The organism is Vibrio sp. 10N.222.49.C12, assembly GCF_041475025.1.
Taxonomy (GTDB): domain Bacteria; phylum Pseudomonadota; class Gammaproteobacteria; order Enterobacterales; family Vibrionaceae; genus Vibrio; species Vibrio crassostreae_C.
The window spans coordinates 60,907-80,697 of the sequence record NZ_JBFRVF010000034.1; the positions used below are offsets into that span (position 1 = coordinate 60,907).

The window sequence follows — 19,791 nt, forward strand, 5'->3', positions numbered from 1 at the left end:
GAATAAAAAAGGCTCATTACTGAGCCTTTTTCCATTTATTGGGTTGTTATACCAAGCACTACGGTGCGGGTATCAGAGCTTCTTGATAAAGCGGCTTTCGACTTCCATCGTAAACTCTTCATTATCCGAGAGTATAAACTGAATTGTCGAAACTGGTGAGCTCAGTTTTTCTGGGTCGGCGCCCAAACTGATAGGTAGGTTCAAAACCTCGCCTGGATTGACAGTAATCGTCTGTTTACCATACCAGATAGAATCGGGCAGTCCGCTAACATCGAGTTTGTACTCTTGCTCTTGTTGAGTCTTGTTGATCACTTTCAAGGTGTAGGTGTTTTCAACCAACCCTTGGTTATTGACTCTAAACAGTTGGTTTCGGTCACGCAGAACACTTAGGCCGGCAGGATCAACGCTCGCGATTTGGGCGAAGAACAAGCCCAGCATCACGATCAAGATAGCGCCATAGCCCAACAGCTTGGGACGCATTACCTTGGTCGAGTGACCTTCAAGTCTGTGCTCGGTGGTGTAATTGATCAGGCCTTTCTCATAGCCCATACGCTCCATCGTGTTGTCACAGGCATCAATACACGCGCCGCAGTTAATACACTCGTATTGCAGGCCGTCACGGATATCGATACCCGTAGGGCACACTTGTACACACAGATTACAGTCAATACAGTCGCCCAGACCAAGCTCTTTTGGATCGGCTTTACGAGAGCGAGGGCCACGGCTTTCACCACGTTCTGTGTTGTAACCAACGATGAAGGTGTCTTTATCGAACATTGCCGACTGGAAACGCGCGTAAGGACACATGTGCAGACAAACAATTGAACGCATCCAACCCGCATTGGCATAAGTACATCCAGCAAAGAACAGTACCCAAAACACCGGCCAGAAAGACGAGTTAAAGGTAAAGAAGCCAACCACTAACTCTTTGATTGGGATGAAGTAACCAACAAAGGTTAAGCCCGTCGCAATGGCAATCGCCCACCACGCAATGTGTTTGAGGGTTTTTCTGAGGATTAAATTGCTCGTCAGTTTGCCCGAGTCTTGTTTTCTTCGCTTATTGGCAGCGCCTTCTAGCTTCTCTTCGAACCAGATATACATGAAGGTCCAGACGGTTTGCGGGCATAAATAGCCACACCAGACGCGGCCTAAGAAGGTGGTTATGAAAAACAGGCCAAACGCGGCAATCATAAATAGGATCGCGAGTAGGGTCAGATCTTGCGGGTATAAGGTGGTGCCAAAGAAGTTGAACTGTTGGCTGCCGATATCGAGCAAGATCGCTTGACGTTCACCAAAGGGAATCCATGGGATAAGCGCAAAAAGTAAAAGTAAGAACCAACCGCCATAGCGACGCAGTTGTTGGAATTTACCTTTGCTTTCTCGAACATAGATTCGGTTACTTGGGTTAAATCGATCTCCATTACCTTTATGTGTTTTCGGGTTAAAGGTTTTAGGAGTCACATCTTTGATATCGATTTTATCCTGACTCATGGACTATCCTTTTTGTGGCTTGTTTGCCCGGTTAAGTCGGGCATGACGACATTACTTGAAAGTATGGTTTAGAGAACCTGTTGAAATTGAGCTTGGTGCATTTGTTGTTATCGCACTCACTCTTATTATTTTAGAAGATTCTTATGGATGGCGATTATAGCGACAATCTTGTTCTCATTTCTTTAACGCTATCAACCTTTAACAACAAAAGTCATAACAGTTGTGACGAAAAAATAGCGAACAGAAACAAAAAAGCGACCTGGTGGTCGCTTTTTAAAATTGAGTGTTTTATCTATACGGCAATTGAGCTCTAAACTAACGGGCGACTAAAGAAGGCCACGTGCTTTTAGAATTGCGGTTTTGAAATCATCTTCTTGGTCTTTTTTCAGGCCCGGGATCATCTCATCTTTTTCGCTGTTGCGCATTTTTAGGTGATAGATAAGAACATCGTCAGTCAGTTCTTCAAGCTTGCCTTGGTAGCCCGCTTCTTTTGATAGCTTAATGATGAACTCTAATAGGTTAAGCTCTTGATCTTTCTGCCACTCAGGCTCCATCAGTTCAAGCAGTTCTTCAATGCGGTGACACTTCATACTTTATTTCTCCACAAATTTTATAATGATTTGTGGCTAAGGTATCAAATCGGGTAGGGAATACCAATGTGTAAACACATTTCAAGATGGGAGCGGGCAAGAAAAAAGCGCAGTAAAAACTGCGCTTTTTGTTAAGCGGCTTTAATCACTTTTGTTGTAGTCGGTGCTAATAAAGCAGTCTTCTCAACTAGAGTCATTGTCGGAGCCAATTTCTTAGCCGTTGGAGCAGCAACAAAGCCACTACGACGACGCATCGCACTACGGTTGGTGTGCGAGAACCTGACAGCTGTTGGGCGCATTAATTTACCTAACGGTCAGGCATATCCATTGCCAATCTAATGGCCTGATTTACCATGAGCTCCACCTCAATTGCTTGAAGCGTCACTCGTCTGGCTTTCGCCAATCCGAAGAATAAATCAGGATAATGATATGCATGCATATCAAGGCTTAGATTATCACTATCTAAGTTATCGATCGACGCCTGAGTGATAAATAGACGATATTAGAGCTAAAATAGTGTGAGCAGTATATTTGAGTTTGAACCTCTTTCAGGCTTAAGATGATGCTTTAAAGGAGGTGCATATGTCGTTCTTAAAGAAAACGTTAGCAAGTTTTGGAATTGGATCTGCCAAGGTGGATTCTGTATTGCAACAGGAAGTGCTTTATCCAGGCAAGAAGGCGAGCATTATTGTGCATGTCTATGGTGGCGCTCAGCCACAAGAGATCGACAATATCGATCTCAACTTGTGCTGTCGTTACGTCAAAGAAATTACTATGAATTCGCAAAGGCAAGAGGGCGGTCAAACACGTCGAATGCACCAGACATACTCGTTGGCCAAATGGAGCCTGCCGTATGCCTTTGTTATTCAGCCGGGTGAAACCCGTGATTTTGAATGTGAGTTTGATGTCCCGCTGAACACACCTGTCACGATTGGTGATTCAAAGGTGTGGCTAGAAACCGGGCTCGATATTGCGATGGCGATTGATCCATCGGATAAAGACATCTTAACGGTGCGCCCTGACGCACTCCTCGATGGTATTTTTAACGAGCTTGAAGCTCAAGGGCTGCGTATTCGCCAAGTGGAGTGTGAAGCGGTAGAAGGCTTTGAACTGCCATTTGTACAAGAGTTCGAGTTTGTTCCGACGACGGGTCCTTATCATGGCCGTTGGCGTGAGCTTGAGGTTGTAGCTCATCGTGATGAAACTGAGCTTAAGTTGTGGTTTGAGATAGACCGTAATCGCGATGGTGCAAAAGGCATGTTGGCGAGCTTGTTAGGCATTGGCCAACTGCAGCGTCAATTGAGTGTGCCATTGGATACGTCACCACAAGATGCGGGCAAGATGGTACTTGAGTATCTAGACAACGCATCTTAGTTAGCTCTTTGGTTCTGTAGCTTTAGAGACCTTAGCTTCATCACACCGTTTAGGCGTTATTAATGTCATAAAAGATGTCATAAAAATTTAAGCTTACACGTGTAAGCTTAATGTGCAATACTAGGCAAATCGAACATTTACTCTAGTAGGATAATCATGTCTGCATCATCGGCGAGCGAATACAGTGACATCGAAGAACGCGCCAATGCGATAACCCATGGCTTGGGTGTTGTGCTTGGCGTGGTTGGTTTAGTCCTGCTGCTGATTCGTGCGTTTGACCATCAAGCCGACATACTGACTATTGCGAGTATGGCGGTATATGGCAGCAGTATTATCCTACTCTTTCTCGCTTCCACGCTTTATCACTCGATCACCACAGAAAAGACCAAGCGATTACTGAAAACTCTCGATCACTGTGCGATCTACTTATTGATTGCGGGCAGTTACACGCCATTTTTATTGGTGAGTTTAAGAACACCATTGGCGATGGGTTTGATGGCAGTGATTTGGGGTATCGCGCTAGTCGGAATCATTATGAAGATTGCCTTCGTCTACCGATTTAAGCGTTTGTCATTGGTGACTTACTTGGCGATGGGTTGGTTATCGCTGATTGTGGTTTATCAACTGGCGATGAATATCGAGATGGGTGGTTTGGTGCTACTAGCACTCGGTGGCGTGATTTACTCGTTGGGTGTGATTTTCTATGTGGCAAAACGCATCCCTTACAATCATGCCATCTGGCATTTGTTTGTGTTGGCGGGCTGCGCTTGCCATTTCTTCGCTATTTATTTGTACGTGACTCCGGTTTAGCGAGCCAGTACCTCAGTAATCTCAGCTTTAATCTGATATTCAGGGTGTTGTTCTAGGTCGAGCTTGATGAGCTTGCCTTCTTCACCCGTCTTTGGTCGTAGGTATGTGTCGGCCATTCGTTTGATTGATTTCCACACAGCAACTTCTTCTTCTGCCAACAACTCACCTTCTGCAGTAAATACGCTGATGTTAAGTGATACCAAAATGACCGCTTGAGTGCCTTGGTTAGTGATGGCTGTCGGAATGATAAGCTCACCATCTTCATAGCGACTTGCACCCAGTACAACATCCACTCCTGACTGAGACAGCTGTAAGCTTGGCTTTTTACTATTAACCACAATCGTAGTGCCACGCGTGTTCGTTGCGACAGGTACGGCTACGACAGGGGCTGCTGCAATAGGCGCTTCGATCTCTGATGTTGTCGCTGCTGTTTCCGTTTGCTTCGGTGCCACGTATTGCCAAGTAAAATCATCTTTGAGTAACACTTGTTTTCCATCAGGCAGTGTGACCATTTGATCAGCAAAGGCAGAACTTACGAATACTGAGTTTGCGAGCAATGCGCTAGCGAGAAGTACGTATGATTTCATCTGTGTTTCCTTGATTTTGTGCTTGGTTAACGTCGCCAAAAGGCTGGGAAAAATAGAACAATGAGCGTCAATATCTCGAGTCGCCCCATCAGCATTCCTAAGCTTAGCAACCATTTAGCGGCGTCGGGCAGTGGAGCAAAGTTCCCGGTTGGACCGATAACGCTGCCCATACCAGGACCAACGTTGGCAACGGCTGTGATAGCGCCAGATATACTGGTCACGGGATCAAGCCCCATCGCGCTCAAGCCACCTGCAATTAAGATAATCGTAATAAAGAACATCAAACCAAATGCGACTAGTGAACGCACAATATCGTCATTCACCGGTCGCTGATTGTAGCGTTGAACAAACACGCCCGACGGGTGAATCAGTTTCATCATCTGCTTATGAAGCATGGTCATCGCGATCTGGAAGCGGAAGATCTTGATACCACCAGAGGTTGAACCTGAGCACGCGCCCGCCATCATTAAAAAGGCAAACAGCGTGGTAGGCAAAGCGCCCCACGCGGTGAAATCTTCTAAGCCAAAACCGGTTGTGGTTACGACTGACACAATGTTGAACATCGAAACACGCATCGCATCCATGACTGTGTAGCCATCTCTAACCACCAACCATGTCGATATCACGGCACTGGTAACCAAGAATAGATAGGTGAAACCTCTCACTTGCGCGTCTTTGTAGAGGATTGAGAGTTTTCTACCACGCAGTGCGCTAACAAACAGTAGGAACGGCAGACCACCAAGGAACATGAACAGGGTTCCTACCCAGTGAGCACTGTTAGAGAAGTGGTTCATTGAGCCATCTGATGTTGAGTAACCACCCGTAGACAGTGTTGTGAAGGCATGATTGATTGCGTCAAAGATACCCATGCCTGCAAACAGGTAGCTAATGATGCACAACCCAGTCAGAACCAGATAAACCGCCACGATGTTCTTGGCGACCGTTTTCGCTCGTGGGCTGCTTTTATCTGACCAATCGGATGATTCGGTTTGGAACAGGCGCATACCACCGACGTTGAGCATTGGCAGAACCGCTACCGCCATAACGATGAAGCCGATGCCACCTAACCATTGCAGTATAGAACGCCACAACAGAATACTTGGAGCCATGCTGTCTAAGCCGCTTAATACGGTTGAGCCTGTTGTGGTGATACCAGACATGGTTTCAAAATAGGCGTCAATGAAGCTGATGTGGTTGATGAAGACAAACGGCAGTGCAGCAAAGGCACTGGCTATCGTCCATACCAGAGAGGTGATCAGGAACATGTCCCGTACCCCAAGTCGGAACTTAGCTGAACGGCCTAAGCTCAAGCAGATGAACGCCACAATGTGCGTGATCACTACCGACTGACCAAACTCGAGGAAGCCACCGGTGCCTGTGAAAAAGGCAACCAATGTAGGGATGTACATGAAAAGGGCGAGTTTTGATAACACTAACCCTATCACTAATAATATCGGACGAAAGTTGACCATAGCTTAATAGACCATAGCTTTAATTGATTACAGCTTTGTGCCGGAGCGCCGTTCTCACAAAAGAAAGTTGCGAGAAGAAGCTCACGAGAACAAGGCTATAAGAAGAACGGGCTCGGTTGGAATAGAGACTCAACATCCGGTACGTATTTCTTGTCCACTAGGAACATCACTACGTGGTCATCCTGTTCGATTACGGTTCTATCGTGCGCGATAAGTACTTCTTCTCCGCGAACAATCGCACCAATAGTGGTGCCCGGTGGTAACTTGATGTCGCCAATCGCTCGGCCAACCACTTTAGAGGTGGTTTCGTCACCGTGAGCAATCGCTTCGATCGCCTCTGCAGCGCCGCGACGTAGAGAGGATACGTTTACGATATCAGCACGACGAACGTGAGTAAGCAGCGCAGAAATGGTCGCTTGCTGTGGCGAGATAGCAATATCAATCACACCACCCTGAACAAGGTCTACGTAAGCACCACGCTGAATCAGTACCATTACCTTCTTGGCACCCATTCGCTTCGCCAGCATGGCTGACATGATGTTGGTTTCATCTTCATTGGTTAGGGCGATGAACACGTCCACTTGATCGATGTTCTCCTCGGTCAGCAGCTCTTGATCGGCGGCATCACCACAGAATACGATGGTGTTTTCTAATTCTTCAGACAGCTTCTCGGCGCGAGTGTAGCTGCGCTCGATAAGCTTGATACTGTAGCTCTGCTCAAGGCGTTTTGCCAAGCTTGCACCAATGTTACCACCACCGACAATCATGATGCGGCGGTACGGTTTCTCTAGGCGCTGTAGCTCACTCATTACTGAGCGGATGTGGTTACTCGCTGCGACGAAGAACACTTCATCATCGGCTTCAATGATGGTGGTGCCTTGTGGGCGAATAGGGCGACCTTGACGGAAAATAGCGGCAACACGGGTATCAATGTGCGGCATGTGCTCACGCAAAGCAGACAATGCGTTACCAACCAGTGGACCACCGTAGTAGGCTTTTACTGCTACTAGGCTAACCTTCTGTTCAGCAAAGCTCACAACCTGCAGTGCGCCTGGGTATTGAATCAGGCGCTCGATGTAGCTGGTCACTAGCTCTTCGGGTGCGATCAGGTGATCGACTGGGATGGCACCTGATTTGAATAACGCTTCTTTCTCTTCTAGGTATTGAGGAGAGCGAATACGAGCAATTCGGTTCGGCGTATTGAAAAGAGAGAAAGCAACCTGACACGCAGCCATGTTGGTTTCATCCATGTTGGTTACGGCAACCAACATGTCGGCATCTTGCGCACCCGCTTCACGTAGTGTGTTTGGGTGGCTGGCATAACCGTTTACAACCCTAAGGTCGTACTTATCCTGAAGTTCACGAAGTCGGTCAGCATTACGGTCGACAATGGTGATGTCGTTGTTTTCACCAACCAGGTTTTCAGCAAGGGTACCGCCAACTTGTCCAGCACCTAGGATAATGATCTTCATAGCCTTTCTCTTTTCTTTACCGTGGTAATTCTAGTTATCTAACTTTATTTTGATAATGCACTAGAAAGAAACAGCGGCTAAGAAATAAATTCTTAGCCGCTGTTAGTTGTTATGCCTGTTTTACTAGAACTGCGTAGTAGAAGCCATCCATATCTTCTTCTCCAGGTAGTATTTGACGACCCGGATTTTCGATATCAGACCCAACCAACGTAGCGTTCTCAGTGCGTGCTAGGAATGCTTTCACTTGCAGCACGTTTTCTTGCGGCGTGATAGAACAAGTCGCATAAACCATGGTGCCGCCTTCTTTCAGCTGACGCCACATTGCATCCATAATCTCGCTTTGCAGTTCAGCCAGCGCATCAATGTCAGACGCACGACGTAGCCACTTGATGTCAGGGTGACGGCGAATAACGCCAGTCGCTGAACAAGGTGCATCAAGCAGAATACGGTCGAACTTATCACCCATCCACCACTCTTCAGGGTAGCGAGCATCACCACAAATTACGTCGGCACGCAGTTGCAGGCGCTCAAGGTTATCGTAAACGCGGTCTAGACGTTTGATGTCGCAGTCAATCGCAACCACTTCAGTATCTTGAGTGTGCTCAAGAATGTGTGCCGTTTTACCACCTGGTGCAGCACAACAATCTAAGATCAGCTCACCATCTTTTGGTGTTAGGTAATCAACCGAAAGCTGAGCGGCAGCGTCTTGCACTGATACCCAACCTCTGTCGAAGCCAGGAAGCAAAGTAACATCACAAGGTGCAGCTAATTTTATGGCATCAGCAGCTTCAGGGTGCAATGTGTATTCAATGTTTTCGTTTTTAAGCAGTTCAACATACTCGTCACGAGTGTGGTGTTGGCGGTTAACGCGCAGCCACATTGGTGCCTTACTGTTGTTTGCTTCAACCAGTTGCTCCCATTGATCTGGGTAGCTCTCTTGAAGCATTTTTAGAATCCAGCTTGGGTGGCCGTATTTGCCTGCATTGTGGCTAACGGCTTTCTCGTCTAGTTCTTCTTGGTCACGTAGGTAGCTACGTAGTACAGCGTTGATCAAACCACTCAGGCTTGGACCACGCAGTGTTTTAGTACCCTCAACCGTTTCAGCAACCGCAGCATGCGAAGGGATACGCATAAAGCTTAGTTGGTAAATGCCCACCAAGATTAGGTGGTGGAATACACGCTTTTTACCTTTAAGTGGGTTTTCCATCAGTTCGTTAGCGATTGACTCTAAACGAGGCAGGTAACGAAGTGCGCCGTAGCAAATCTCTTGCAGTAGAGCATGGTCTCGCGGACGGATCGTTTTTTGAGCCGCAGGGAGAGCGTGTGAAAGAGAGTGGCCTTTATCGACAACTTGGAATAGGACATTTGCAGCAGCAGCGCGAACATTCATGAGGGGTACCGAATATTTATTTGAATACATGAGGGCATCTCTGCCCTCGTAAAGGTTTTCTTAGCTGCGTAATTAGCAGCTTTAAAAGCGGATTAAGAAAGCTGTGTACCAACTTCAAACCAGCTTGCACGTGAGTTCAAGATATCCTGAACTGACATGGCTTTTTTACCTGGAACTTGCAGCTGTTCAAGAACAAGTACGCCTTGTCCTGTCGCTACGTAGATACCAGTTTTATCCGCTTGCAGAATTGTACCTGAAGGCTTATCAGAAGTTTGCTCTGCCACACGGCTTTGCCATACTTTGATGCTGTTCTCAGCAGCTTCAAAGTGGCTCATTGGCCATGGGTTGAAGGCACGAACGCAGCGTTCAATATGCGCAGCTTCATCACTCCAGTTGATACGCGCTTCTTCTTTGCTTAGCTTCTTCGCGTAGTTCGCAAGCTCATCGTCTTGCTTTTCTGCAACCGCTTTGCCAGAAGCGATGTCCGCTAGACATTCAACAAGCGCGTCAGGGCCAAGACCCGCTAACTTCTCGTACATTGATGCGCTAGTATCTGTCGCTTCGATAGGCAGCGTTGCGATGCTTAGCATGTCGCCAGTATCTAGGCCGATATCCATCTGCATGATCGTCACGCCTGTCTCTTTATCACCTGCCCAAATAGAGCGTTGAATCGGAGCAGCACCACGCCAGCGCGGTAGGATAGAGCCATGTACGTTGATACAACCTAAGCGAGGTGTATCTAATACAACCTGCGGAAGCAATAAGCCGTAAGCGACAACAACCATGATGTCAGCGTTCAATTCAGCTAGCTCTTGCTTAGCCTCATCTGACTTGAAGTTTTCTGGTTGGTAAACCGGAATATTGTTTTCAAGTGCGATGTTTTTTACTGGGCTCGCAGTGAGTTTTTTACCGCGGCCTGCTGGGCGATCTGGCTGTGTGTAAACAGCAACAACTTCATGCTCCGAAGACAACAACGCCGCCAAGTGACGGGCGGCGAAATCCGGAGTACCTGCAAAGACAATTCTTAAAGACTGACTCAAGGTAGGCTTCCTTCTAATTTAGTAATAGCAGCGGTTATTAACCTTGTTTCTCGTTGAAACGTTTAATCTTCGCTAGCTTATCTTGGATACGTTTACGCTTTAGTGGCGATAGGTAATCAACAAACAACTTGCCTTCTAGGTGGTCAAGTTCGTGCTGAACACAGATAGCCAGAAGGTCGTCAGCGTCGAATGTGAATTCGTTGCCGTCACGGTCTAGTGCTTTAACCGTTACTTCTGCAGCGCGAGGTACTAGAGCTCGAGCGCCTGGTACAGATAGGCAGCCTTCTTCGATTCCATCTTCGCCGCGCTTCTCAGTAATTTCAGGGTTGATAAGCACCATTGGCTCATCACGTGTTTCTGAAATATCGATAACAACGATGCGTTGGTGGAAATCTACTTGCGTTGCCGCAAGGCCGATACCTTCTTCGTCGTACATGGTTTCAATCATGTCATCAACGAACTTTTGAATCTCTGGGGTAACTTCTTTTACCGGTTTCGCCACGGTACGTAGACGATCATCTGGTAATGTTAATACTTGTAATACAGACATATACACTCGAAATATTGAACTGTGCCGAAACAGCTTAAACCTTGTTGGCTCAATTCTAGACATTTTAGAGGTCAAATGACAGCATCCTGAAGGTAATTCTCAAATCAGATGTCATATATTCAGACCAAGGAACCTAGGTCATGCGTCATTTTTCTCCCATTTTTTCTCTTGTTTGTGCCTCGCTTTCGTTCGCCGCTACGGCTGAAAATAGCGCTCAACCTTTAACCATTAAGCAGGGCGCACCTGAGGCGTATGTGGTGGTAAAGGGCGATACCTTATGGGATATATCTGCGATGTATCTTGATAGCCCGTGGTTGTGGCCAAGGTTATGGCAGGTAAACCCTGAGATAGAAAATCCTCACCTTATTTATCCCGGAGACAAACTGTCGTTGGTTTGGATTAATGGTGAACCTGTCTTGAGCCTCAAGCCTGTTATCAAACTCAGCCCTAAGATTCGTGTTTCTGAGAAGAAAGCAGTACCTACCGTCAACGAGGGACTGGTTCTACCTTATTTACAGTCTGATCGCTTGGTAGAGCAGCAAGATATCGAATCGGCACAACGAGTATTAGGAACCAGTGATGGTAAACGTTTCTTATCGGGTGCAGACCGGTTGTTTATCTCAGGTAACCAACAACATCAAAAGTGGGGTATCTACCGCGCAGTTGAAACCTACCAACGGCAGCAACCCCAAGCGAGTATTACCTCTTTGCGACTGGTCGCCACTGCGCGCTTAAAAGAGGTGGATGCTGAGTTCAGCAGCTTGCAGATAGACACTCAGCTGCAAGAGGTGCTGCTTAATGACCTTGTGCTACCAGAACTTGGTGTTGATCAGGTGAAGCTCTCTACCACGTTTTATCCTGCACCTAGTGCGGCAGGTCAGTTTGCTAATATCTTGGGCTCATTAGATGGCAGCCAGTACAGCGCGAAGAATCAGGTAGTGGTGATCAACAAAGGTTCACAGGATAACCTTCGCCAAGGTTCTATGTTTACCCTCAGTGAAAGCGGTGCTGTGGTGTTTGGTAAGCAGGGTGAATACAGCTATAAAGAGTCTGCGGCGAGTAATAAAGTGCAGCTACCAAGTACCTCGCTCGGTAGCTTGATGGTCATTCGTCCTTATGAGTATTTTAGCCTCGCGTTGATCACTCAGAGCTCTAAGCCTGTTAGCAAGGGCATTCTGGCAGTATCGCCTTTGGATCTTGCTTTGACAGAAGAGGTTAAGGGCACCGAGTGAATGAGCAACAACTGAGTGCTTGGCTAACTCTAAGTTTTGTTCCTCAATTGGGTGGCAAACGCCTTTCTCGCCTGCTGAGTATCGATTCCCCTTCGAACATTGTTGGCTACTCAAGCCAGCAGCTGCAAGTGATGGGTTTATCAGGCAAACAAATTTCTTATCTAAGAGAGCAAGCCCCAAGAGAAGTGGAGGCTTGCTTATCATGGCAAGCAAAACAGCCTAACCATCACATCATTACCCCTAATTGCCCACGTTATCCCAAACTGCTTAATGAGATTGCCTCTGCGCCCAGTGTTCTTTTCGTTAAAGGTCACGTTGAAAAACTGATCGAGCCTCAAATCGCGATGGTCGGCAGCCGCAATGCCAGTATTGAAGGACTGCAGACCGCCAAGTCCTTCGCCAAAGAGTTTGTCCAAAACGGTTTAATTGTCACCAGTGGCTTAGCTTTAGGTATCGATGGCTATGCTCATGATGGTGCTCTAGATAAAAGAGGGGAAACTTTTGCAGTGTTGGGGTCTGGCTTGGACTCCATTTATCCTGCCCGCCACCGAAATCTAGCTGAGAGGATCTGTGAGAACGGAGCGCTGATTTCAGAGTTTCGTCCAAGCGCCAAACCACGACCTGAACATTTCCCCCGTCGTAACCGTATTATAAGTGGCTTGTCGTTAGGAACCTTGGTGGTGGAAGCAGCTGAAAAGAGTGGTTCTTTGATTACGGCTCGCTATGCCATGGAGCAAGGCCGAGAGGTGTTTGCGCTGCCCGGTTCAATTCATAGCCCAACCAGTCGCGGAGGTAATAGCTTAATTAAAGCTGGAGCATGTTTAGTACAAAATGCTCAAGATGTTCTGATTGAAATAAAGAGTCTGTTAAACTGGTCTATAGATCAGCAGCCGAGCTTATTCGAACCTACGCCGAATGAGGGTGAAAATGAACAATTGCCATTTCCACAGCTGTTAGCTAACGTAGGATTAGAGGCGACACCCGTTGATATTTTGGCACAGAGAACCCATATACCTGTGCATGAAGTCATGATGCAGCTTTTAGAGCTTGAGCTCTCAGGGCATGTTGTTGCAGTTTCCGGTGGCTATATTCGAAAGGGGAGAGGCTAAGCTATGATGATGGACATACTGATGTACTTGTTTGAAACCTACATCCATAGCGATTCTGAATTGCAGGTGGATCAAGACGAACTTGAAGATGAACTTCTTCGAGCGGGGTTTCACCAAGATGATATTTATAAGGCTCTCCATTGGTTAGAAGACCTTGCTGCACTGCAAGATACCGATAACCAAGCGGCGATTACTATGTGCTCTAATACCTCGATGCGTGTTTACACAAGTAAAGAGATATCACGTATTAATATGGAGTGTCGTGGTTTCTTGTTGTTCCTTGAGCAGATCAACGTCCTCACGACAGAGATTCGTGAAATGGTGATTGATCGTGTCATGGGGTTAGAGACCAATGAATTTGAGTTGGATGATCTGAAGTGGATTATCTTAATGGTACTGTTCAATGTACCGGGTAATGAAAGTGCTTACACGCAAATGGAAGAGCTGTTGTACACCAAAGAGCAAGGTATCTTGCATTAATACAGGCTTATCATGAGTAGTAAGATTGATAATCAGCTTTTTTCAGCACATGAACATGCGTTAGAGCATGAACCATGTCCACAGTGTGGTGGGGAGCTTCAGCTTCGCCATGGTAAGCACGGCCCATTTTTAGGCTGTAAGCAGTATCCGAGCTGTGATTACATCAAGCCTCTTCATCAAAATGATGGTCATGTGGTGAAAGAGCTGGGCGTTCCGTGTCCTAAATGCCAAAACGAATTGGTATTAAGGCAAGGTCGCTTTGGGATGTTCATTGGCTGTAGCAGTTATCCAGAGTGTAATCACATCGAATCTTTGGACCAACCGAAAGAACAACCTGAAGAGCAGCCACTTGTTGCCTGCCCTGAGTGTGGTCGAGGCCACTTGGTTGAGCGTAAATCTCGCTATGGTAAAACTTTTTATGCGTGTGATAACTACCCTAAGTGTAAGTTCGCCGTTAATCAGCCACCAGTTATAGGTCGTTGTGAAGAGTGCCAGTTCCCGTTGTTACTTGAGAAGAAAACAGCCAGTGGCACTAAGAAGCAATGTGCTGATCGCAAGTGTCATCACATTCAATCTCAGTAGTCATGTTAATCACAGTAAGTGAATGACCAGAAACAAAAAAACGGCGCTCACTGAGCGCCGTTTTTGTATCCAATAAACTTTTTATATCAATAAGCCAATGTAGGCTTACTTCATCTGCTCAGCAAACTCATGCACAGCAGGGTAGGCTTGCTTATCAAGAATCTCAGCCAATGAGCACAAAGCTCTTTGTAATTCTGCGTTGTAGTCAGCGCTCACGTTAATGTGACCCATCTTGCGACCTGCACGCTTTTCTTTGCCATACCAATGAACATGACAACCACCTTGAGCAAGAATAGCCTCAGGAAGAGTATCTTCGCCAAGAATGTTGATCATTGCGGTTGGACGAATCAGTTTAGTGCTACCTAGTGGCATGCCACACACTGCACGTAGGTGGTTTTCAAACTGACAAGTCTCTGCGCCTTGTTGCGTCCAGTGGCCCGAGTTATGAACACGTGGTGCAATCTCATTAACAAGCAGTGAACCTTGAACATCAAAGAACTCAAGTGCTAGCACGCCAACGTAATCTAAACGCTCAGCAATGGCAGTGAACATGGCTTTAGCTTGCTCTTGCAGTTCAATGTCATCAATCGCTGTCGATAAGCTCAACACGCCGTCGGTGTGAACATTCTCAGCCAGTGGATACACTTGAACCTCGCCATTGGTATCACGAGCACCAACCAGTGATACTTCGCGGTCAAACGGAACAAACTCTTCAGCCACAATCGCTTGGTTGTCTGTTGCAGCGATGCACTCAGCCATTTCTGCCCAAGTCGCGTCAACATTGTCTAATGTCTTTAAGCGCCATTGGCCCTTGCCGTCGTAGCCGCCAAGTGTGCTCTTCAACACCATTGGTAAGCCAACGTAAGCAATTGCAGCGTCAAAGTCTTCGCGAGAGTTAACCACGTAGTACTTAGCATTCTTCACGTTCGCTTCGTCTAACAGGGCTTTTTCAAGACGACGGTCACCGCCAGCTTTGATTGCTTCTGTTGTCGGTAAGAACTTACCGCTGCGCTCACATACCTCAAGAACATCGTGAGGGATATGTTCGAATTCAGCAGTAATGACGTCCGCACGCTCAATCGCATTGTCTAAGCCGTTGCCTAGAATCGCTTGCGTTAATGGGTGAACAATGTTTTTGCTGCCAACATCAAAAGCAGAAATTTCAATATTCAGCGGTGCCCCAGCTAGGGACATCATGCGAGCAAGTTGGCCTGCGCCTAACACAAGAACATGCATGGGAATTAGTCCTCTGCAGGGTTTGGATTAGCCAGAACCGTTTCTGTTTGCTCAGAGCGGAACGCTTCTACTTTGGCCATCACTTCTTCATTGTGAGTACCAATGATTTGAGCTGCTAGGATACCAGCATTGGCAGCGCCAGCTTCACCGATAGCCAAAGTACCTACCGCAATGCCTTTTGGCATCTGTACGATAGAAAGCAGAGAATCCATGCCTTTCAGTGCTTTAGACTGAACAGGAACACCTAAAACAGGTACGCTTGTGAAAGCTGCAGCCATGCCCGGAAGATGCGCAGCACCGCCAGCACCAGCAATAATCACTTTAATACCGCGCTCTTTCGCACTGGTTGCGTAATCAGCAAGCAACTGAGGTGTGCGGTGAGCAGAAACCACTTTTGTTTCGTACGCCACGCCAAACTGATCCAACATTTCTGCAGCTAGCTTCATTGTTGGCCAATCAGATTTAGAACCCATGATAATACCGACAGTCATCTCAAACTCCTTCAGGTACGATTTAATTAGTGATTAGATATTTTGCGCGCATTATACGGGTAAAATTGCTCAAGGAAAACGTTTGCGTCAGTCTAAGTTGTTAATTGATACATTTTATAAACAAATAGCTTTAGTCACAGTGAATGATAATTTGTACACTTAGCGAGTTCGATAACAGAATTAATGAGGCAACCCTTGGATAACTTTCAACATACTTTGCAGGCATTACAACAAGGTGAAGTCATTGCTTACCCGACTGAAGGCGTTTTTGGGGTCGGTTGTGATCCCGATAATCCACAAGCCATTAAGAAATTGCTCGATTTAAAACAGCGGCCGATGGAGAAAGGGTTGATCCTAATTGCTGCGAGTTACGAGCAGTTGCTGCCCTATATTGACGAAAGCCAGTTGACGGAAGCGCAGTTAGCGACCGTAAAAGCAACATGGCCGGGACCAGTGACTTGGATAATGCCAACCAGCGCTAAAGTAACAGACTGGGTCAGCGGCCAGTTTGATTCCATCGCGGTACGAGTGACGGATCACCCTTTGGTTCAAAGAATGTGTAATGAGTTCGGCAAGCCGTTAACCTCGACCAGTGCCAACCTGACTGGCGAGCCGCCTTGTATGACGACTGAAGAAGTTCAACAGCAACTAGGTCAACACTTAGTCGCGATTCTAGAAGGTCAAACGGGTGGTCGTGAGAAGCCAAGCGAAATTAGAGATGCAAAAACGTCGAAAATATTAAGACAGGGTTAAACTCTGCAAAGGAAGAAAGATGTCAGCAATTGATAAAGAAGCAGTAAAACAGTTTTTACTGAGCCTACAAGATTCGATTTGCCAGCAGCTTGAGCAAGCTGATGGTACTGCACTGTTTGAAGAAGATGCATGGCAGCGTGAACCTGGCGAGCGCCTTGGTGGCGGTGGTCGTACTCGCGTGATGACCAACGGTGCGGTATTTGAGCAAGGTGGGGTTAACTTCTCTCACGTAGCGGGTAAGGCAATGCCTGCCTCAGCCACGGCTCATCGCCCTGAATTAGCTGGACGTAAGTTTGAGGCTATGGGGGTTTCATTAGTTATCCACCCTAAAAACCCATATATCCCAACCTCACACGCCAACGTACGATTCTTTATTGCGGAAAAAGAAGGGGAAGACCCGATTTGGTGGTTTGGTGGCGGTTTTGACTTAACGCCATTTTATCCTTTCGATGAAGACTGCCAATCTTGGCATCAAACCGCTAAAGATCTTTGTGCGCCGTTTGGTGATGATGTTTATCAAGAGCATAAAGAGTGGTGTGATAAATACTTCTACCTGCCTCACCGAGACGAAACACGCGGTGTGGGTGGTCTGTTCTTTGATGATCTGAATGAGTGGGGTTTCGATAAGAGCTTTGCTTATATGCAGGCTGTCGGTGAAGGTTTTGCAGCCGCTTATCTACCAATAGTTGAGCGTCGTAAAGCGACACCTTATAGTGAGCGCGAGCGTGACTTCCAGCTATATCGTCGTGGTCGCTATGTTGAGTTTAACTTAGTGTATGACCGAGGCACCTTATTTGGCCTGCAAAGTGGTGGTCGCACAGAGTCTATATTGATGTCTATGCCACCGTTGGCTCGTTGGGAATATCGCTATGAACCACAAGCGGGCTCACCAGAAGCTCTGCTTTATAGTGACTACCTCAAACCTCGAGTTTGGTAGTTCTTCCTTCCTTATAGGGATAGTGATAGGGTCATCTATATAGATGACCCTTTTTTTCTGTTAGGTAAGGATATGACACAGCAAGTAGATCGTTATGCCGTTTTCGGTAACCCTATTGGGCAAAGCAAATCGCCATTCATTCACACATTATTTGCTCGCCAAACCAGCCAACAACTTACCTATACAGCACTCCAGCCAGAACAAGGTCAATTCATCACTGCTGCTCAAGCATTTTTTAGTGAAGGTGGGAGAGGGTGTAATGTCACTGCGCCTTTTAAAGAAGATGCCTATCAGTTCGCTAATCGCCTGACTGAGAGAGCTGAACTAGCAGGTGCCGTAAACACACTTAAGAAGCTCGATGATGGAGAGATCATTGGTGATAACACCGATGGTGAAGGTTTAGTTCAAGATCTTCTTCAACATCAAGTAGTCCTAGAAGGGGCTCGCGTTCTTCTACTTGGTGCTGGTGGTGCTGCTCGAGGAGTGATTCAACCTCTACTCGACCAAAAGCCACAACAGTTGGTAGTCGCTAATCGAACCAGTTCAAAGGCTGAACTTCTGGCTGAGATGTTTTCTTCACATGGAAACATCAAAGGAATGGGGTTAAGTGATGTTAATGAAGGGTTTGATGTCATCATTAACTCGACCTCGTCTGGTCTAAGTGGTCAGCTTCCTGAAATTTCTGAGATTATCTTCAATTCGAATAGTGCTGTTTATGACATGGTTTACGGATCTGGAACGACGGTATTCAATCAGTGGGCATTAGATAACGGTGTTCATGCTGCTTATGATGGCTTGGGTATGCTAGTGGGGCAGGCAGCAGAGAGCTTTATGCTTTGGCGTGGCCTTCGTCCGGGAACAAAACAGATTTTAAGAGAATTACGTAAAAACCTAGAGATGTAATGAGGTATTTATAAAAAATGAATCAATCAATTCTATTTCCTGATATCCAAGATTGGGATGAAGAAAATCAATCAATCATCTTCCCAGCACAGCAGTCGGGTGCACTGATTGAGTGTATTATGTCTATTGAAGAGTTGTCTCGATTGGCAGGTAAAGATATAGAAGAAAGCGATCAAGCTTTAGTTATCTTTTCAGAGTTACGTTTTGATATTGAAGAGCTAGCTGAAGAGTTAATAGAAGAAGAGGAGTATGACTCCTCTAATCGGATTCAGATCAAAGCGCTTTAGACTGAAATTACAGAGTCTAGATAGTCATTTTTATTCTGAACGTAGTTGTCTGCAGACTTCTGTAGAAAGGCACGCTCTTTATCATTTAATGGGCGAGCTTGTTTTACTGGGCTTCCTACATAGAGGTAACCGCTTTCAAGTACCTTGTTTGGTGGCACTAAGCTACCAGCACCAATCATCACTTCTTTTTGGATAATCACGCCATCCAACACGATCGCTCCCATACCAACAAGTACACGATCCTCAATAGTGCAGCCATGCAGCATTACTTTATGCCCGATAGTGACATCATTACCTATTAAGAGAGGATAACCGTCAGGGTTTTCAGCATTCTTATGGGTGACGTGCAAGACACTACCATCTTGGATATTCGTTCTCTCTCCAATATGAATGTGGTTCACATCCCCTCGAGCTGCAACCAAAGGCCACACGCTAGAGTCGTTACCGATTTTGATATCACCAACCAGTACTGAACTGGTATCTATATAGACACCTTGCCCAATCTGAGGGGATATTCCTTTATAACTGCGTATTGAACTCATAAATCCTCCTTTATATAGGCACCTTAAGCCCTTAATTAAGAGGAATACTAGTGAAAATGGGGTGTTTTGAACAAAAAACGCTCGAACAATCAAAAAAGTAAGAAAAACTTCAAAAAGGGCTTGCCAGTGTGATCGAAATCTCTATAATGCCACCTCGCTGACACGGGATGGCTTCGTAAGAAACCAAAACGAATCAGCAGGTCAAATTAGCCAAGCTAAGCGCTTGAAAAAAGTTTTGAAAATAGTGGTTGACACTAAAACTTAAATCGCTAAAATGGCCGTCCGATTTGAGCGAAGCTCAAAAAGGAAAAGCTCTTTAACAATTTAAACCTATCAATCTGTGTGGGCACTCGTTGATGAATATCAAAACGTTTTATCATTAGATAAAACAGATTCTTCGGAATCAACTTTGGTTTCAATGAACTGAGTGACCAATACAAATAACTACTTTCTCTTGTAGAAA

22 protein-coding genes are annotated in these 19,791 nt (G+C 46.2%); 10 read left to right on the forward strand and 12 right to left on the reverse strand.

The window, feature by feature from the left end; all coding sequences use genetic code 11:
- Nucleotides 1–72 precede the first annotated feature (72 nt).
- The 3 genes from ccoG to AB4583_RS12485 all read right to left on the reverse strand — a co-directional run bounded on the left by ccoG (nt 73) and on the right by AB4583_RS12485 (nt 2,380).
- Nucleotides 73–1,491, reverse strand: a complete 1,419-nt coding sequence (gene ccoG / locus AB4583_RS12475; protein WP_017069573.1) for a cytochrome c oxidase accessory protein CcoG — start codon at nt 1,489–1,491, stop codon at nt 73–75.
- A gap of 326 nt (nt 1,492–1,817) precedes the next feature.
- Complete coding sequence (locus AB4583_RS12480) at nt 1,818–2,081, reverse strand: YihD family protein (protein ID WP_009848104.1); 264 nt, start codon at nt 2,079–2,081, stop codon at nt 1,818–1,820.
- A 131-nt stretch (nt 2,082–2,212) separates the two neighbouring features.
- Entirely contained in the window at nt 2,213–2,380 is a 168-nt protein-coding gene (locus AB4583_RS12485; protein WP_004739323.1) for a hypothetical protein, read from the reverse strand.
- A gap of 283 nt (nt 2,381–2,663) precedes the next feature.
- Here AB4583_RS12485 and AB4583_RS12490 point away from each other — a divergent pair, with 283 nt between their 5' ends.
- Entirely contained in the window at nt 2,664–3,455 is a 792-nt protein-coding gene (locus tag AB4583_RS12490) for a sporulation protein (protein ID WP_017058778.1), read from the forward strand.
- Between the two features lie 156 nt (nt 3,456–3,611).
- Nucleotides 3,612–4,265 carry a hemolysin III family protein gene (locus AB4583_RS12495; RefSeq protein ID WP_017058777.1) on the forward strand — a complete coding sequence of 218 codons (654 nt, stop codon included), beginning with the start codon at nt 3,612–3,614 and terminating at the stop codon, nt 4,263–4,265.
- On the opposite strand, the gene AB4583_RS12500 is transcribed toward AB4583_RS12495, so the two are convergent.
- The 6 genes from AB4583_RS12500 to def form a co-directional block, all read right to left on the reverse strand.
- Complete coding sequence (locus AB4583_RS12500) at nt 4,262–4,852, reverse strand: DUF3157 family protein (protein ID WP_065584150.1); 591 nt, start codon at nt 4,850–4,852, stop codon at nt 4,262–4,264. The two genes, AB4583_RS12495 and AB4583_RS12500, sit on opposite strands and share 4 nt — an antisense overlap.
- Nucleotides 4,853–4,878: 26 nt before the next feature.
- Nucleotides 4,879–6,324 carry a TrkH family potassium uptake protein gene (locus tag AB4583_RS12505; RefSeq protein ID WP_029235459.1) on the reverse strand — a complete coding sequence of 482 codons (1,446 nt, stop codon included), beginning with the start codon at nt 6,322–6,324 and terminating at the stop codon, nt 4,879–4,881.
- 95 nt (nt 6,325–6,419) lie between these two features.
- The gene (gene trkA / locus AB4583_RS12510) at nt 6,420–7,796 is read right to left on the reverse strand and encodes a Trk system potassium transporter TrkA (protein WP_004735766.1); all 1,377 of its coding nucleotides are present in this window, start codon (nt 7,794–7,796) and stop codon (nt 6,420–6,422) included.
- 109 nt (nt 7,797–7,905) lie between these two features.
- Entirely contained in the window at nt 7,906–9,186 is a 1,281-nt protein-coding gene (gene rsmB / locus AB4583_RS12515; protein WP_017058774.1) for a 16S rRNA (cytosine(967)-C(5))-methyltransferase RsmB, read from the reverse strand.
- A 92-nt stretch (nt 9,187–9,278) separates the two neighbouring features.
- Nucleotides 9,279–10,226 carry a methionyl-tRNA formyltransferase gene (gene fmt, locus AB4583_RS12520; RefSeq protein WP_017063006.1) on the reverse strand — a complete coding sequence of 316 codons (948 nt, stop codon included), beginning with the start codon at nt 10,224–10,226 and terminating at the stop codon, nt 9,279–9,281.
- Between the two features lie 37 nt (nt 10,227–10,263).
- A complete protein-coding gene (gene def, locus AB4583_RS12525; protein ID WP_017058772.1) occupies nt 10,264–10,776 on the reverse strand; it encodes a peptide deformylase in 513 nt (170 codons plus the stop codon).
- Between the two features lie 140 nt (nt 10,777–10,916).
- On the opposite strand from def, the gene AB4583_RS12530 reads away from it, so the two are divergent.
- The 4 genes from AB4583_RS12530 to AB4583_RS12545 are packed head-to-tail and all read left to right on the forward strand — an operon-like array spanning nt 10,917 to nt 14,179.
- Complete coding sequence (locus AB4583_RS12530) at nt 10,917–12,008, forward strand: LysM peptidoglycan-binding domain-containing protein (RefSeq protein WP_372051837.1); 1,092 nt, start codon at nt 10,917–10,919, stop codon at nt 12,006–12,008.
- Nucleotides 12,005–13,117, forward strand: a complete 1,113-nt coding sequence (gene dprA / locus AB4583_RS12535) for a DNA-processing protein DprA (protein WP_372051836.1) — start codon at nt 12,005–12,007, stop codon at nt 13,115–13,117. The genes AB4583_RS12530 and dprA overlap by 4 nt, the downstream gene beginning before the upstream one ends.
- A 3-nt stretch (nt 13,118–13,120) precedes the next feature.
- Nucleotides 13,121–13,597, forward strand: coding sequence for a DUF494 family protein (locus AB4583_RS12540; RefSeq protein ID WP_029235095.1), 477 nt, complete (start codon nt 13,121–13,123; stop codon nt 13,595–13,597).
- Nucleotides 13,598–13,609: 12 nt separating this feature from the next.
- Nucleotides 13,610–14,179 (forward strand): type I DNA topoisomerase, encoded by a 570-nt coding sequence (locus AB4583_RS12545; protein WP_017069578.1) that lies wholly within the window; start codon nt 13,610–13,612, stop codon nt 14,177–14,179.
- Between the two features lie 105 nt (nt 14,180–14,284).
- Here the strand turns inward: AB4583_RS12545 and AB4583_RS12550 are convergent, their stop codons facing one another.
- Together AB4583_RS12550 and purE are read right to left on the reverse strand one after the other, a co-directional pair.
- On the reverse strand, nt 14,285–15,415 hold the full coding sequence (locus tag AB4583_RS12550) for a 5-(carboxyamino)imidazole ribonucleotide synthase (protein WP_372117536.1): 1,131 nt from the start codon (nt 15,413–15,415) through the stop codon (nt 14,285–14,287).
- A 5-nt stretch (nt 15,416–15,420) separates the two neighbouring features.
- Entirely contained in the window at nt 15,421–15,906 is a 486-nt protein-coding gene (gene purE, locus AB4583_RS12555) for a 5-(carboxyamino)imidazole ribonucleotide mutase (protein WP_004735777.1), read from the reverse strand.
- Between the two features lie 195 nt (nt 15,907–16,101).
- Between purE and AB4583_RS12560 the strand changes: the two genes are divergently transcribed.
- The 4 genes from AB4583_RS12560 to AB4583_RS12575 all read left to right on the forward strand — a co-directional run bounded on the left by AB4583_RS12560 (nt 16,102) and on the right by AB4583_RS12575 (nt 18,786).
- Entirely contained in the window at nt 16,102–16,659 is a 558-nt protein-coding gene (locus AB4583_RS12560; protein ID WP_076648964.1) for an L-threonylcarbamoyladenylate synthase, read from the forward strand.
- A gap of 19 nt (nt 16,660–16,678) precedes the next feature.
- On the forward strand, nt 16,679–17,596 hold the full coding sequence (gene hemF, locus AB4583_RS12565; protein WP_076648966.1) for an oxygen-dependent coproporphyrinogen oxidase: 918 nt from the start codon (nt 16,679–16,681) through the stop codon (nt 17,594–17,596).
- A gap of 72 nt (nt 17,597–17,668) precedes the next feature.
- Nucleotides 17,669–18,499 (forward strand): shikimate dehydrogenase, encoded by an 831-nt coding sequence (aroE, locus tag AB4583_RS12570; protein ID WP_372117541.1) that lies wholly within the window; start codon nt 17,669–17,671, stop codon nt 18,497–18,499.
- Between the two features lie 17 nt (nt 18,500–18,516).
- Nucleotides 18,517–18,786: a DUF1488 domain-containing protein gene (locus AB4583_RS12575; protein WP_102548818.1), complete on the forward strand. Its 270-nt coding sequence runs from the start codon at nt 18,517–18,519 to the stop codon at nt 18,784–18,786.
- Here the strand turns inward: AB4583_RS12575 and AB4583_RS12580 are convergent.
- Entirely contained in the window at nt 18,783–19,328 is a 546-nt protein-coding gene (locus AB4583_RS12580; protein WP_017058763.1) for a gamma carbonic anhydrase family protein, read from the reverse strand. The two genes, AB4583_RS12575 and AB4583_RS12580, sit on opposite strands and share 4 nt — an antisense overlap.
- Nucleotides 19,329–19,791: the final 463 nt, after the last annotated feature.

Excerpts from the sequence above, each read along its gene's own strand:
- AB4583_RS12505 (WP_029235459.1), bottom strand. The coding sequence starts at position 6,324 with ATGGTCAACTTTCGTCCGATATTATTAGTGATAGGGTTAGTGTTATCA.
- AB4583_RS12580 (WP_017058763.1), bottom strand. The coding sequence starts at position 19,328 with ATGAGTTCAATACGCAGTTATAAAGGAATATCCCCTCAGATTGGGCAA.
- AB4583_RS12550 (WP_372117536.1), bottom strand. The coding sequence starts at position 15,415 with ATGCATGTTCTTGTGTTAGGCGCAGGCCAACTTGCTCGCATGATGTCC.
- hemF (WP_076648966.1), top strand. The coding sequence starts at position 16,679 with ATGTCAGCAATTGATAAAGAAGCAGTAAAACAGTTTTTACTGAGCCTA.
- AB4583_RS12575 (WP_102548818.1), top strand. The coding sequence starts at position 18,517 with ATGAATCAATCAATTCTATTTCCTGATATCCAAGATTGGGATGAAGAA.
- AB4583_RS12500 (WP_065584150.1), bottom strand. The coding sequence starts at position 4,852 with ATGAAATCATACGTACTTCTCGCTAGCGCATTGCTCGCAAACTCAGTA.
- AB4583_RS12545 (WP_017069578.1), top strand. The coding sequence starts at position 13,610 with ATGAGTAGTAAGATTGATAATCAGCTTTTTTCAGCACATGAACATGCG.
- rsmB (WP_017058774.1), bottom strand. The coding sequence starts at position 9,186 with ATGAATGTTCGCGCTGCTGCTGCAAATGTCCTATTCCAAGTTGTCGAT.
- AB4583_RS12490 (WP_017058778.1), top strand. The coding sequence starts at position 2,664 with ATGTCGTTCTTAAAGAAAACGTTAGCAAGTTTTGGAATTGGATCTGCC.
- purE (WP_004735777.1), bottom strand. The coding sequence starts at position 15,906 with ATGACTGTCGGTATTATCATGGGTTCTAAATCTGATTGGCCAACAATG.
- def (WP_017058772.1), bottom strand. The coding sequence starts at position 10,776 with ATGTCTGTATTACAAGTATTAACATTACCAGATGATCGTCTACGTACC.
- trkA (WP_004735766.1), bottom strand. The coding sequence starts at position 7,796 with ATGAAGATCATTATCCTAGGTGCTGGACAAGTTGGCGGTACCCTTGCT.
- AB4583_RS12480 (WP_009848104.1), bottom strand. The coding sequence starts at position 2,081 with ATGAAGTGTCACCGCATTGAAGAACTGCTTGAACTGATGGAGCCTGAG.
- AB4583_RS12540 (WP_029235095.1), top strand. The coding sequence starts at position 13,121 with ATGATGATGGACATACTGATGTACTTGTTTGAAACCTACATCCATAGC.
- AB4583_RS12485 (WP_004739323.1), bottom strand. The coding sequence starts at position 2,380 with ATGCGCCCAACAGCTGTCAGGTTCTCGCACACCAACCGTAGTGCGATG.
- aroE (WP_372117541.1), top strand. The coding sequence starts at position 17,669 with ATGACACAGCAAGTAGATCGTTATGCCGTTTTCGGTAACCCTATTGGG.
- ccoG (WP_017069573.1), bottom strand. The coding sequence starts at position 1,491 with ATGAGTCAGGATAAAATCGATATCAAAGATGTGACTCCTAAAACCTTT.
- AB4583_RS12495 (WP_017058777.1), top strand. The coding sequence starts at position 3,612 with ATGTCTGCATCATCGGCGAGCGAATACAGTGACATCGAAGAACGCGCC.
- AB4583_RS12530 (WP_372051837.1), top strand. The coding sequence starts at position 10,917 with ATGCGTCATTTTTCTCCCATTTTTTCTCTTGTTTGTGCCTCGCTTTCG.